The organism is Serratia sp. KH_031, assembly GCF_057839655.1.
In genome coordinates, this window is record NZ_CM174496.1 from 1069111 (window position 1) to 1082353 (window position 13243).

Consider the following 13243-nt stretch of genomic DNA (forward strand, 5'->3'; position numbering starts at 1 on the left):
ACAATGGAGCCGTTTTGGCTTACAGGGAATTTTGTACCAGCGAACCTGCGCCTAATTCAGCAATGCTTTTTGCACCCGTTAGCGTCATCGCGACGCGCATTTCCTTTTCGAACAACTCCAGCAAATTAATCACACCGGCTTCACCAGCAGCGGCTAGCGCATAAACGAATGCTCGCCCGATCAGCACGCTATCCGCGCCCAGAGCAATCATGCGCACAACGTCCAATCCACTGCGAATACCGGAATCGGTCAGAATAGTAATATCACCTTTTACTGCATCGGCGATGGCGGGTAGGGCGCGGGCTGTAGAGAGGACTCCGTCCAACTGACGTCCACCATGGTTAGAAACCACAATGCCATCGGCACCAAAACGCACTGCGTCTTTGGCGTCTTCAGGATCTAAAATCCCTTTGATAATCATTGGGCCGTCCCAGAATTCTCTAATCCACTCCAAGTCTTTCCAACAGATTGAAGGATCGAAGTTAGTTGCCAGCCACCCGATATAATCCTCAAGGCTTGTTGGCGTGCCACGATAAGCGGAGATATTGCCGAGATCGTGCGGTTTACCGTGCAAGCCAACATCCCATGCCCATTGAGGATGAGTAACTGCTTGTAGGATGCGGCGAATTGAAGCATTTGGGCCACTCATCCCCGAATGTGCATCGCGGTAGCGAGAACCCGGAACCGGCATATCGACGGTAAAAACCAGCGTTTTTACCCCGGCGGCTTTGGCTCGTTCTAATGCATTACGCATAAAGCCGCGGTCTTTCAAAACGTAAAGCTGAAACCACATTGGGCGATTGATCGCTGGAGCGACTTCCTCGATCGGGCAAACGGAAACGGTGGAAAGGGTAAAGGGAATGCCTTTACTGGCGGCAGCTCGTGCGGCCTGTACTTCGCCACGGCGCGCATACATGCCGGTCAATCCGACGGGAGCCAGAACCACTGGCATCGCCAATTGTTCACCGAATAGGTTGGTGCTCAGGCTAAGATCTGACATGTTTTTTAACACACGTTGACGCAGAGCGATCTCCGCCAGATCAGTAGTATTACGCCTGAGCGTGTGCTCTGCGTTGGCTCCGCCGTCTATATAGTGGAACAGAAAAGGCGGAAGTTTTGCTTGTGCTGCGGCTCGATAATCGGTTGAGGCGGAAATGATCATTGAATCTCCTTTGCGGTTGCAACCAGCATTTCAGTGTAGGTTCCTATTTGAGGTAATCAATCATTTCCCTGATATCCTGTGATATGCCTCGAATAAAAAAGGCTGGTCAGAGGAGATTGTTTTGCATCGTAGTGAGTAAAAAACAAAGAATAATCCTGCAATAATAATAAGAGGTAAGTACTTATATCTATTATATTGCGAAAAATAAAATAAGAATATTCGAGAATACTCCTGATCTACTTAAAAAGTAGATATTGCAAACAATGCAATTTATAACGATAAATATATTGAATTGTGTCTTTTGCCACGATATTCTTGCCGCGGCTTCACCTAGTGACACTAACTTATAATAAGTTTTCACTTTAAGTAAGAGCGTATTCATATGCTCTTGCATTGAATTGTCCATCATTGAAGATGGTCAATGGTAAGGCTGTTGTACTTAACTTTAAAATATAAGGACGTTGTAATGAAGAAGATGAATATGTCAGAAGCTGGCGCCATCGTTGGCGGTACTTGCACAACTTGTACTAATGCTTACGATTGGGTTCAGAGTGGTGCAACTCAGGTTTGTAACTCTGTTCAGACCTGTACTGACAAGCATGGCGTTGTGACTAAGACTTTCAAGGTTGCTCCGGCATCTAGCTGCAAAGCTATCGGCTAAGTGATATAGCTGAGGTTGCACTTTTAGGCAAGTGTAGTAGCGCTGCTATACTTGCCTGATCATTCCTCGATAAAATGACTGATTGACAACTTTGTATCCAGGATCTCATCCTTATGTTTAAAAGACCTTTATTACTCACAGCCTATACTCTTTTGGTTATTGTTATTTCTGCATTAATAACGACAGCTTATTTCCATTATTTTGTATTAAATCAGAATGGAACAGAGGGAACTCTGAAATCGGTCAGTGCTGAAGACGCTAAAAATAGCCCGATTAAAGATAAAAACACCATTGTAGAAATATTTTCCTATGGCTGTCACTACTGCGCCGTTAGTGAAAACGACATTGCTAAGCTGGAAGAACGTATGCCAGCAGGTACAAAGTTGATTCGTTTACATATCAGTAATCCTGCCAATAGTGGTTTAGCAAGTTTCGCCCCATTATTTGCTACGTTAACGGTGATGGGAATTGAGCCACAGCATCGCAACAGTGCGTATAAAGCGGTGATTAAAGATAATGTCGATCTCGGCGAAACCGCACAACGTAATCAATGGCTACAGGCCAATGGTATTGATGTGAACGAATACCAACGAGTGAGCCAATCGCAGGCAGTGAAAGATCTGTTGGGTTATATGGTCGCCGTCAGTAAGTATTATCAGATCAATGCGACACCGACATTTATCGTTGGTCAGAAATGGTTAGCTCAGCAGGATCGCGAATATCCAAAATTTGCTGATCAGTTGTTGTCATTGTTGCAACAGGATAAACCCTTGGAGAAGTAATGCGTTTCTTAGCTGTTTGGGTTTATTTATCTTGGCGTAATAGTGTTGATAAAGTAACTCGGAGCTTTTACCCATTACATATCCTGTACGGGAAAATAGCCTGCTTTATATTACGACATGGTCATTACCGCTGGTTATTGGCTCCGGCTGCGATTGGTCGAGGATTACGCCTGATACCGCGCAGCTTGAAACGTCGTTCTTGGGTCGCGGCAGCGAATAAAGCCTGTCTGATAAACGATGGACAGAAATTAAATTTCGTCGCGACCACTCAGCGCCGTGGGGTGCTGGAACTGGCGGCAACCTATGGGCAAAGTCCACAGGTATTGGCGCAGTTGGCACATTGTACCGAGCAGTTGAATGCCATTGTGGAACCCTTGCATCAAGCGGGTTCTCCTGTGGTGCTGGCACCGTTGCATATGGTCTCTGATGTGTTGGCTGGCATGGTCGGCGCGGGAGTGTTTCCCGGACAAGCAACGGCGATAGTCTCCTCCAGCGCTGAGTATTATCAGGAACAGGCACGGCAAATGGGCGGAGTGAATCTTTCTTATTGCTCGATTCATGAAGATAACCGTGCCATCGCCGGTAATTTGATGTCAGCGATTACCGAAGCTGCTGAGCAGCAACGTAATATCATGATTTTTCCCGATATTACGCCGGACTATACCGTAAATTCTAATAAAGCAGAAACGGCTAAGCTTTCTTGCCAGTTATTCGGACGTCCTGCTCATTTGCATAGCGGTATTATTCGTATTGCCAGAGCGTTGTCGGCACAGGTGGTGTTTTATTATTTGTATTACGACAAGGGAATAAAGATTCATATTTATCCCGCGATTACCGCACGTCAATTGAAAGAAAAAATGCCGGAAATTATTGAAACATCGATTCGTCAACACCCTGACGACTGGTTGTTATGGCACTCGCATTCGTTATTTTTTATCAATGAATAACCTGGAAATTAAAAGAAATCAATCATGGAAAAGAGTATTCCAACTCTGGTTTTTCAGGGAGAAACCAATGAATGCGGGCTGGCATGTATCTCGATGCTGGCGGAAACCCAGGGTATTGATGCTCCCCTTGAGCGTCTGCGTGAGAGTTACCCGGCTTCGCAGCATGGCACTTCGTTAGCAACCTTATGTACCATTTTGTCGGAACTGGCGGTACCGAGCTATCCGGTGGCGTTCAGCCTTGATGAATTAGCTTCTTTGCCACTACCGGCGATCTTGCATTACGGCGCTAATCACTATGTCTTACTGGCGTATCGCAAAGGGAATTACGTCTGTGTCATGAACCCGGCGATAGGGCAACAATTACTGCCTATCGATGCCTTAAAAGCAGAAATCAGCGGCTACGCGTTAGTGATAGATCAGGAAACTCCCGCCGATCCTGATGCGGTGAAACTGCGCCAAAAAAGTCGACGCTTTCGTGCATTGGAATGCATGAGCCTGAAAGAGACGGCCAATATTCCAGGTATTTATCGCCTGATGTTGTTGGCATTTTTAATTTCTTTGACGCTGTTCATCATGCCGATGATGGTCAGCAGCGCCATCAATAAAGTGTTCTCTTCGGCAGGAGAAACTGAGTTCCCTTATTTCTATTATCTGCTGGCGTTTGTGGTTTCCACTACGCTGGCTTTCGCCGTGCGAGCGATCACTGAGCGTTTTATTAAGCACTTTGTGGTACTGAACAGCGTGGCGGGTTTTTCGCGATTATTAAGCAATACGCTGAATTTTTTCGACAAGCGAGCACCTGGGGAAATTTTTAGCCGCTTTGTTAACTGGCAAATCGCAGCCGGACAAAAAATTGAATTAGATAACGGCCTGCGTACCGATTGGATTATCGGCGCAATCGCGTTGGCGGTGATGTGTTACATGAGTCCAATATTGGCGCTGGTTTCGGCGATTGGTGTGATGCTGATGGGGTTAGTCAGCGTCTGGGCAATCTACCGCGATCGTTACTACACCCAACAATTGCAGGTGAAAAGCGCTGAGCAGAGTGATTTCTTGATGGAAACCATTCAGGGTTTTTCCACCATCAAATCCGCCGGTTTGAGCAGCCAACGCAAAGGCCGTTTTGCCCACTACGCACAGGCGCTGTTTACCTGTCGCCAAAAGCAGAAAGTTTATGAGCAGGTGAAAAACAGCCTGTATCAACTGATCGGCAGCCTGGAAATGGTGCTGTTTATGTTGCTGGCGTTGCCACTACTGAAAAAGGGCACCCTCAGCCTCGGTGATTTTTTTGCTTATAGCTTCGTGCGCGAGATTTTTACCTCGTATATCACCCGAATTTTCTTCTCGATCCTGCAAAAGAACCAGCTTCATGTGATCGATACCCGCGCGCGAGATCTATTCCCGGTGGTGGAAGCCCCGGTTGAAGCCGCGGTTCCGGCAGCGACGCCGGAATTTAAACATCAATTGAGCTACCGCCATATCGTTTTCGCCTACGACGCCCAGCAGTCAGTGCTACGTAATCTGTCGTTCTCACTGGCACGTGGGCAGAGCATTGCCATTGTTGGTAGCTCCGGCGCGGGTAAAAGCACCTTGCTGAAAGTGATGGCGGGGCTGATGCCGCCACAGCAAGGGGAGATCTTAGTGGATGGTCAACCGATCGATTATCGCTTGGCGCACGGTCTGTTCTTCCTGCAAAGCCAAGAGGACATTCTGTTTAACGCCTCGGTGCGAGAGAACATCACCTTATTTGACGACCACTATGAACCGCGTAAACAGCAGCGAATCGACCGCTCGTTACAGGGGCTGAATCTGACCGATGTTGTGGAACAACTACCCGGAGGTCAAAACGCATTAATCCGTGAGAGTCACGCCGCATTGTCGCTGGGGCAGCGTCAACGCTTGCTATTGGCGCGGGCGATGTACAGTGATTGTCCGGTGCTGGTGTTGGACGAACCTACCGCCAACCTAGATGAAGCCACCGCGCAGCAGGTGATGGACACCGTGCTGGCGCATTGCCGTGAATACAACAAAACGCTGATCACCGTTACTCACAGTGAGACCGTGCTGCCGATGTTCGATCGGGTCTATCGCATGGTCGATGGGCAAATAGAAACCATGATGGTTCAACCCAGTTTAACGACGGCGGTTTGCTAAGGATGCGCAAGATGAAAAAGAAATGGCGTATCGCGCTGATAGTGTTGGCACTGGTGTTGGTGGTCGGTGTGATTGCAGCGATAAACGGCTTCTCTTCTGCGCAACAAACTGAGTTGCCAACCGAGGCCGTCAGCCGTGGCGATATTGAAAAAACTGTGTTGGCGACTGGGATCTTGAAACCCGCGTTGCAAGTGAACGTGGGTGCGCAGGTTAACGGTCAATTGAAACGGCTGTATGTGAAGCAGGGCGATCGGGTTCAGCGCGGACAATTACTGGCGGAAATCGATCCGACTTTGCAACAAAACGAACTGCGTAAATCTGAAGCAGAATTACAAAGTTCGCAGGCGCAAAAGCAGGTGACACAGGCCACGTTGAAGCAATATTTGCAAGAACTGACGCGTCAGAAACGGTTGGATCGCGATGGTTCAGGGGTGAAAAGCACGCTGGAAAAAACGCAGGCGCAGTATGCCACTCAACTGGCGCAACTGCGGGTGAATGAGGCGCAAATCATCCAGGCGCAGATGGCGTTGGAAACCGCCAAAGCCAATCTAAGTTATACGCGGATCGTGGCGCCGATCGACGGTGAAGTGTTGGGTATCGTCACCAAAGAAGGGCAAACCATCGTTTCCTCTCAGACCGCGCCGACCATTTTAGTGTTGGCCAATGTCGATACCATGACCGTGCATACGCGGATCTCGGAAACCGACATTCTGAAAGTACGAGTAGGACAACCGCTGTGGTTTTACGTGGTGGCCGATCCTAAGCGTCGCTATGAAAGCGTGATGGGCGCGATTCAGGAAGCGCCGAATGACGCTTTGCTGCAAGACAACCCGCAAGCACCATCGACGTCGCAAACTTCGGCGGTCTATTACAACGGTGTGTTTACCATTGGGAATCATCAGCGCCAGTTGCGCACTTCGATGACGGCGCAGGTGTTTGTCATCACCAATCAAGCGAAGAATGCTTTGCGTGTGCCCGTTGTCGCCCTTGGGACGCAACAAGGGAAGGATCGCTATCAGGTTCAGGTGTTGAAAGGCAAGCAGGTAGAAGCTCGTTGGATACGTATCGGCATTAACGATCGTCAGTTTGCCGAAGTGAAAGAAGGTTTGCAGGATGGCGACCAAGTGGTGCTCACGCAGCACGCAAGCGGGGACAGTCCTCGTGGATAGCTTGATCTCGCTGAAAGGGATTTCGCGTCATTTCACTTCTGGTGGACAGACGGTTGAAGTGTTGAAAAATATTTCACTGACTATTGGTAGCGGGGAAATGGTGGCGATCGTCGGGGCTTCTGGCTCGGGGAAATCGACGCTGATGAATATCATCGGTTGTCTGGATAAGCCGACGCACGGTGAAATGCAGATCCATAACGTTTCGACCCAACTGGCCAGTAGTGAACAATTGGCGCAACTGCGTAGCCAATACATCGGTTTTATCTTCCAACGCTATCACCTGATGCCGTATCTGACGGCGGCAGAGAATGTTGCGATCCCGGCGTTGTACACCGCGATGCCAGCTGCAGAACGGCAGACGCGCGCTGAGTATCTGCTGACTCGCCTCGGACTGGCGGAGCGGATGGGCTATAGACCGGCGCAGCTTTCCGGTGGACAGCAGCAGCGCGTTAGCATTGCCCGTGCTCTGATGAACGGGGCTGAAATTATTCTGGCAGATGAACCCACGGGTGCGTTGGATCGCGCCAGTGGGCAGGAACTGATGGGGATTTTACATTCTCTGCATCAGGCCGGGCACACCATTATTATCGTTACGCACGATCGCGATATTGCTAATCAAGCGCAACGGATCATTGAAATCAGCGACGGTAATATTATCGCCGATCACCCTAACGAGCATGCCGCGAAGATTGAGCGTCGTCAGGCCTTGCCGCAAGCGGTAGCGACCGGGCGCACGCTGTTTTGGCAGAGTGTGAAAGAAGCGGTCCGCATGGCTTGGCGTTCTTTGCTGGGGCATCGGGCTCGCGCTTTCTTATCCATGCTCGGCATTATTATCGGAATTTCCTCCGTGGTGTCGTCGATGGCGGTAGGCGAAGGCGCGCGACAAAGCATTCTTAATGAAATCAGCCAACTGGGCACTAGCACCTTGGAGATTCGCCCCGGTTTAGGCTGGGATAAACCCCGCCCCGATTTTGAACGCTCACTGACGTTGACCGACGTAGAAATGCTGCAACAGCAACCTTATGTCGATAGCGTCTCGCCAGTCGTTACCAAAATGACTGCTGCGGTGCGGGGCGGTAAACAGGTGATGGTGTCGATCTCTGGCGTCAGCAACGGTTTCTTCCGTGTACAAGGTTTGGACTTTACTCGTGGCAACGGTTTTACCCAGCGCGATTTGGATGAGCGTGAGCCAGTGGTGATTATCGATCCTGAGCTACGTAAAACTTTGTTCGATGCTGATGAAGATCCGGTCGGCAAGATTATCCAATTGTCGGGTATTCCTTATCGGGTGATCGGCATTGCCGAACGTAAAGGCCCGAAATACGTTGGCGCATTGCTGGGCGCATGGATGCCCTATACCTCGTTGATTGAACGAATGTCGGGGGATATGCCGATTGAGTTGATCACTATGCGAATCAGTGACGACTATCCGTTAAACACGGCGCAAACCGAAGTGGAACAACGCTTGGAACGTGCTCACGGTCAGCGAGATTTCTTCACGTTAACCAACGATCAAATGACGCAAACCATTCAGAAAGCCTCGGATTCGATGACGTTGCTGATCACCGCCATTGCCGGAATTTCTCTACTGGTGGGTGGTGTGGGCGTAATGAACATCATGCTGGTTTCCGTTACCGAACGGACTCATGAGATTGGCATTCGTTTGTCGGTCGGCGCACGGCCCAGCGACATCATGCGTCAATTCCTGATCGAAGCAATGGTGATCTGTAGCCTTGGCGGAATGATCGGCATCGTCGGTTCTGGCGTTGCTGGTGTGATTTTCTCTTGGGTGACGAAGGAATTCACCATGGTGTTTACTTGGCCACCCATTGTGCTGGCTTGTGGTTTCTCGGCGCTGATCGGGCTGGGTTTTGGCTTTTTCCCAGCGCGCAATGCGGCGCGTCTTCATCCTACGGAGGCGCTGGCGCGCGAATGAAAAAACTTTCTTTGGTCGTGATGGTTTCCTTACTTCTCGGCGGTTGTGGCTCATTACTTAAAAGCGATTATCAACGCCCGATGCTGTCAGTACCGACGCAATGGCAGGTGCAGGATACGGGGCCAGGTTATCTGAGCCACAGCGCACATTGGTGGGATAATTTTAATGATCCGCAGTTGTCGCAACTGATTAACCGTGCATTGAGCAGTAATAACGATCTGGCGATAGCGGGCATTCAATTACAGCAAGCTCGATTGCAGGCTGGGCTGACCAATACCAACCTAACTCCTAACGTGGCGGTTAACGGCAGCGCTGGCAACAGTCAGGGGCTGAAACACAATACCGAAGCGCAGGAATCCTATAGCAGCACGGTGGATCTGAGCTATGAGCTGGATCTGTGGGGCAAGCTGGCGCGTGCTCGCGATCAAGCGGAATGGTTGGTTAAGGCATCGGAACAGGATCGGCAAAACACCGCTTTAACCTTGATTGGGACGACCGCGCAGCTTTATTGGCAGATAGCCAACCTCAACCAGCAAATCAGCAATCAGCAGGCAAGTTTGAAGATTGCCAACGATACCTTGCGCATTGTGCAGTCGCGTTATGCTGCTGGTGATGTCGGGCAGCTCGATTGGCTACAGGCGCAGCAATCTGTATTCGACCGCGAAAACCAATACCGAAGCCTGCAACAACAGCGGGAAGAAACGCGTAATGCGTTAGCGATCTTGTTCAACCGCTCGCCGGACAGCCGTCAACCAGAACGCAAATCACTGGATATGCACCAAGAAGTGCCGATTGCCCTGCGTTTACCGCTGGCAGTTATTGCCCAACGGCCTGATGTGCAGGCAGCGGAATGGCGCTTGCGAGCAACGTTGGCGGGTTCTGACGTCGCTCGTCTCAGCTTCTATCCAACGCTGTCATTGGGGGCGGCGATAGGAGCGAGCAGCGCTATCTTCCAGCAGTGGTTTAACAACCCAGTGAGAACCTTGAGCAGCAGCATCGCACTGCCATTTGTGCAGTGGAATACCGTGCAATTGACGATTGAGAAATCCGATCTGGACGTTCAGCAAGCGGCCATCGAATTTCGCCAAAAAGTCTACAGCGCGTTGTCTGATGTGGATAACGCCATGACGCAGCGCCTCAGCGACCAACAGCGTCGACAAAATCAGTGGCAAAACTTGCAGTTGAGCCAACAACGGCTGACGTTGGTCAACAACCAGTATTTGGCTGGCGATGTCTCTTTCCAAACGTTATTGGATGCACAAGATGCGTTGCTCAGCAGCGAAAACAGCTTATCGGATCTGCAATACAACTACCTCAACGCCACGATGAAACTGTGGTTGGCGCTAGGCGGTGGTGTGACGAATAACAATGATATTGAAGGAGTAAATCATGAATAACGGGAATTTGCCGCGTCGGGTCGTCGTCACCGGATACGGTTCCGTTACGCCACTAGGGATGACGGCTGCGCAAAGCTGGGCGGCGATTATGGATTATCAATTGGGATACCGTTACGTCGATCGATCTGCCGCCGGTGTCAGTTCCCGTTTCTATGGTTTGATTGACGATGAGCCGAACCTGAAGAAAGTCCCGGCGGCGATCCGTCGCCGTCTGCCACGTTTCGCGCGTTTGGCTCTGGCGGCGGCACAAGAAGCGATGACCATGGCCTTCGCCGACGGTAATCCAAAATCCTATTACGATCCGTTGGAGTGCGGCGCGATCATTGGCAGCGGTTGGGCGGGGCAGGATGAAACGCATAATAATTACGAAGGTTACCTTAGTACTGGATTGGGCTCGCCGTTTGGTTGTTTCCTTTCGATGCCTAACGTCGCGACCGCGGCCTGTAGTTTGTATTGGGGGCTGCGGGGCTATCAAAACACGCCCATTGCTGCTTGCGCTACGGGAACCATGGCGATCGGTGATGCTTTTGAGGCGATTCGCGCTGGCCGGGCAGAAATGATGTTGGCCGGGGCGGGAGAGTCGCTGCGCAGTGATGCGGCGGTGTGGAATATCGACGTGCTGCGTGCGTTAACCCAAGAGCAGGAAGATCCCAGCAAAGCCTGTTGCCCGTTCAGTCTGGATCGCAATGGTTTTGTGCTGTCGGAAGGGGCTGCGGTGCTGTGCCTAGAAGAGAGAGAAGCGGCTTTGGCGCGTGGGGCCCATATTCTTGGGGAAATCAAAGGGTACGGTAATTATTCCGACGCTTTTGATTTTACCGCGCCAGCGGAAGATAAGGTGGCACGGGTGAAAACCATTCAGCGCGCTCTGGATCAAGCCGGTCTGAACGCGGCAGAGATTGATTACATTAATGCGCACGGCACATCGACACCGCTGAACGATTTGAATGAAACCGAAGCCATCAAACTGGCATTGGGTAAATCGGCATACAGCACGCCGGTATCCAGTACCAAATCTTATAGCGGTCACTTGATTGCGGCGGCGGGCAGCTTCGAATCGATCGTCTGTTTACAGGCGCTGCAGCATCAACTGATGCCTGCAACTTGTCACCTGAACAATGTCGATCCTGAGTGCGATCTGGATTATATCCGCGAAGGGCACCGCCCTGCAGAATTACGCAACGTATTGAATTTGAGCTTTGGTTTCGGTGGAGCCAATGCGGCGCTGGTGATTGGGCAGGCTTAATGATGAACCTCCGTTACAACCTACAAGATGCTGAACAGTGGGCGGTATTTTCTGGTGACGACAACCCGATCCATTTCGATCTGCAATATGCACAAAAAATGGGACTGGAACAGCTCAGTGTACACGGTATGCGGGCGTTGCTAGATATGAAACGCGGCTTGAGTGCAAGCTCATTACCCACAGGGGAGTTTTTCACTTTTACCACTCGAATGCGTAGTCCGGTGTGGTATCAGACCGATTATCAGTTGCAAATCAATGGGGTGAGCGGTGGTAAGTTAGTGGATGCCGCCAGTGGCGAATGCTGTTTCAGCAGCAAACTGGCGTTGGCGAAATCGTTGGTGTTAGAGGCTGGTGAGGTAGAGCGAAGCCTCTCAACTGTCGAGCTTTTGACCGAGTGGCAACGTTTCCCCGGTGGTGCAGCTCCATTGTGGAGTTTTTTAGACGCTTTACTGTTTCAGCGATTGATCGCTGCGCCAGAAACCTTGGCAACGGTGAAAACGGCATTACCAGAATTAACGGCTGCTCGGCTGGTCGATGTTTTCACTCAACTGCCCGTCGTACAAACCCATCATGAAGTGCATTTCGATGCGCGGTTACATGCCCCGACTGGCGATTGCCTCGCGGCTGGTGGATTGCATTACACCATTTTACCGACACTGGTGATGGGGAATAAGCAAAGCGGCTTCGTATTACGCACCGTTATTCAGGCCAGATCGTCAGACCAACCCTTGATCAGTAGCGCTGTGACATTAAAAACCTGGCCGTTGGCCAATTAAAAATAGGTAAGGGAATCACCATGGAAAAATACCAACAGGTCTATGACATCATTTGTGAAATGTTGTGCGACGCCAAAGATTTAGAAATGACCGATCTTTCCCCAGAGATGCCACTACATCAGTTGAAGTTAGACAGTTTGGATTATGTGGAGTTGATGGTGCTGGTAAAGCGTGAGTTTGGTGCCACCTTGAACGCAGAAATGTTTATGGAACACCCGAATATGACGCTGGGGGAGCTGTGCCACAAGCTGGCAGATCAGCAATAAACTCATGAAAAAACCTTGGGTATTAGTGACCGGTGGCAGCCGTGGCATTGGCCGTGCGGTGGTGGAAGAACTGACGCAACGTTGGAATGTGGTGTTTACCTGGCGTAGTGGCGAGCAGGAAAGTCTTGCCACTATCGCTGCCTGCGCGGGAGCTGCGGGCTGGGTTGAAGCTTATTCTTGCGACGGCAGTGATGAAAGCGCAGTGGCGAAATTAGCGCCTGAATTGTTGGCGCGACATGGAGCCCCTTTTGCCGTGATCCATAACGCCGGAATTACGCGTGATAATCTGCATATTCAACAAGATGGCGAAAGTTGGCGACAGGTAATGGATACCAACCTCAACGCGCTTTTTTACTGGAATCAGCAATTGCTGCCAGCCATGATGGCGCAAGGAGAAGGGGCGTTGGTGCTAATGTCTTCAGTGAGCGGAATTAAAGGCAATATAGGACAAACTGCTTACGGTGCCAGCAAAGCGGCAATGATTGGATTAGGACGTTCTTTGGCATTGGAATTAGGCCGTTTTGGTATTCGCGTTAATTGTTTGTTGCCGGGATTTATTGCCAGTGACATGACGCAAAATATGCCCGCTGAAACGTTAAAAGGGTTACGTAAACAAATCCCATTAAAACGTTTGGGGAAAGCGAAAGAAGTGGCTCGTGTAGTGACTTTTATGATTGATGACGCCAGTAGTTATATGACAGGGCAATCATTGGTATTAGATGGTGGTTTAACCGCCTGATACTTTATTCT

12 protein-coding genes are annotated in these 13243 nt (G+C 50.3%); 11 read left to right on the top strand and 1 reads right to left on the bottom strand.

Annotated elements, in window-relative coordinates; translation table 11 throughout:
- Window positions 1-19: 19 nt before the first annotated feature.
- Window positions 20-1162: an FMN-dependent L-lactate dehydrogenase LldD gene (gene lldD / locus AC3ISQ_RS04695; protein ID WP_489350999.1), complete on the bottom strand. Its 1143-nt coding sequence runs from the start codon at window positions 1160-1162 to the stop codon at window positions 20-22.
- Between the two features lie 481 nt (window positions 1163-1643).
- Here lldD and AC3ISQ_RS04700 point away from each other — a divergent pair, with 481 nt between their 5' ends.
- The 11 genes from AC3ISQ_RS04700 (at window position 1644) to AC3ISQ_RS04750 (ending at window position 13232) form a co-directional block, all read left to right on the top strand.
- Window positions 1644-1823, top strand: a complete 180-nt coding sequence (locus AC3ISQ_RS04700; RefSeq protein ID WP_489353126.1) for a DUF4762 family protein — start codon at window positions 1644-1646, stop codon at window positions 1821-1823.
- A gap of 113 nt (window positions 1824-1936) precedes the next feature.
- Window positions 1937-2605: a DsbA family protein gene (locus tag AC3ISQ_RS04705; RefSeq protein WP_489351001.1), complete on the top strand. Its 669-nt coding sequence runs from the start codon at window positions 1937-1939 to the stop codon at window positions 2603-2605.
- Window positions 2605-3552 (top strand): LpxL/LpxP family acyltransferase, encoded by a 948-nt coding sequence (locus AC3ISQ_RS04710; protein WP_489351003.1) that lies wholly within the window; start codon window positions 2605-2607, stop codon window positions 3550-3552. The genes AC3ISQ_RS04705 and AC3ISQ_RS04710 overlap by 1 nt, the downstream gene beginning before the upstream one ends.
- Window positions 3553-3576: 24 nt before the next feature.
- Window positions 3577-5706 carry a peptidase domain-containing ABC transporter gene (locus AC3ISQ_RS04715; RefSeq protein ID WP_489351005.1) on the top strand — a complete coding sequence of 710 codons (2130 nt, stop codon included), beginning with the start codon at window positions 3577-3579 and terminating at the stop codon, window positions 5704-5706.
- 2 nt (window positions 5707-5708) lie between these two features.
- On the top strand, window positions 5709-6875 hold the full coding sequence (locus AC3ISQ_RS04720) for an efflux RND transporter periplasmic adaptor subunit (protein WP_489351007.1): 1167 nt from the start codon (window positions 5709-5711) through the stop codon (window positions 6873-6875).
- Entirely contained in the window at window positions 6820-8811 is a 1992-nt protein-coding gene (locus AC3ISQ_RS04725) for an ABC transporter permease (RefSeq protein WP_489351008.1), read from the top strand. The genes AC3ISQ_RS04720 and AC3ISQ_RS04725 overlap by 56 nt, the downstream gene beginning before the upstream one ends.
- On the top strand, window positions 8808-10208 hold the full coding sequence (locus AC3ISQ_RS04730) for an efflux transporter outer membrane subunit (protein WP_489351010.1): 1401 nt from the start codon (window positions 8808-8810) through the stop codon (window positions 10206-10208). Before AC3ISQ_RS04725 ends, AC3ISQ_RS04730 begins: the two co-directional genes overlap by 4 nt.
- Entirely contained in the window at window positions 10201-11451 is a 1251-nt protein-coding gene (locus AC3ISQ_RS04735) for a beta-ketoacyl-[acyl-carrier-protein] synthase family protein (RefSeq protein ID WP_489351012.1), read from the top strand. The genes AC3ISQ_RS04730 and AC3ISQ_RS04735 overlap by 8 nt, the downstream gene beginning before the upstream one ends.
- 2 nt (window positions 11452-11453) lie before the next feature.
- Entirely contained in the window at window positions 11454-12227 is a 774-nt protein-coding gene (locus AC3ISQ_RS04740) for a MaoC/PaaZ C-terminal domain-containing protein (RefSeq protein WP_489353128.1), read from the top strand.
- A 20-nt stretch (window positions 12228-12247) separates the two neighbouring features.
- On the top strand, window positions 12248-12493 hold the full coding sequence (locus AC3ISQ_RS04745) for an acyl carrier protein (RefSeq protein ID WP_489351014.1): 246 nt from the start codon (window positions 12248-12250) through the stop codon (window positions 12491-12493).
- 4 nt (window positions 12494-12497) lie between these two features.
- The gene (locus AC3ISQ_RS04750; RefSeq protein WP_489351016.1) at window positions 12498-13232 is read left to right on the top strand and encodes an SDR family oxidoreductase; all 735 of its coding nucleotides are present in this window, start codon (window positions 12498-12500) and stop codon (window positions 13230-13232) included.
- Window positions 13233-13243: the final 11 nt, after the last annotated feature.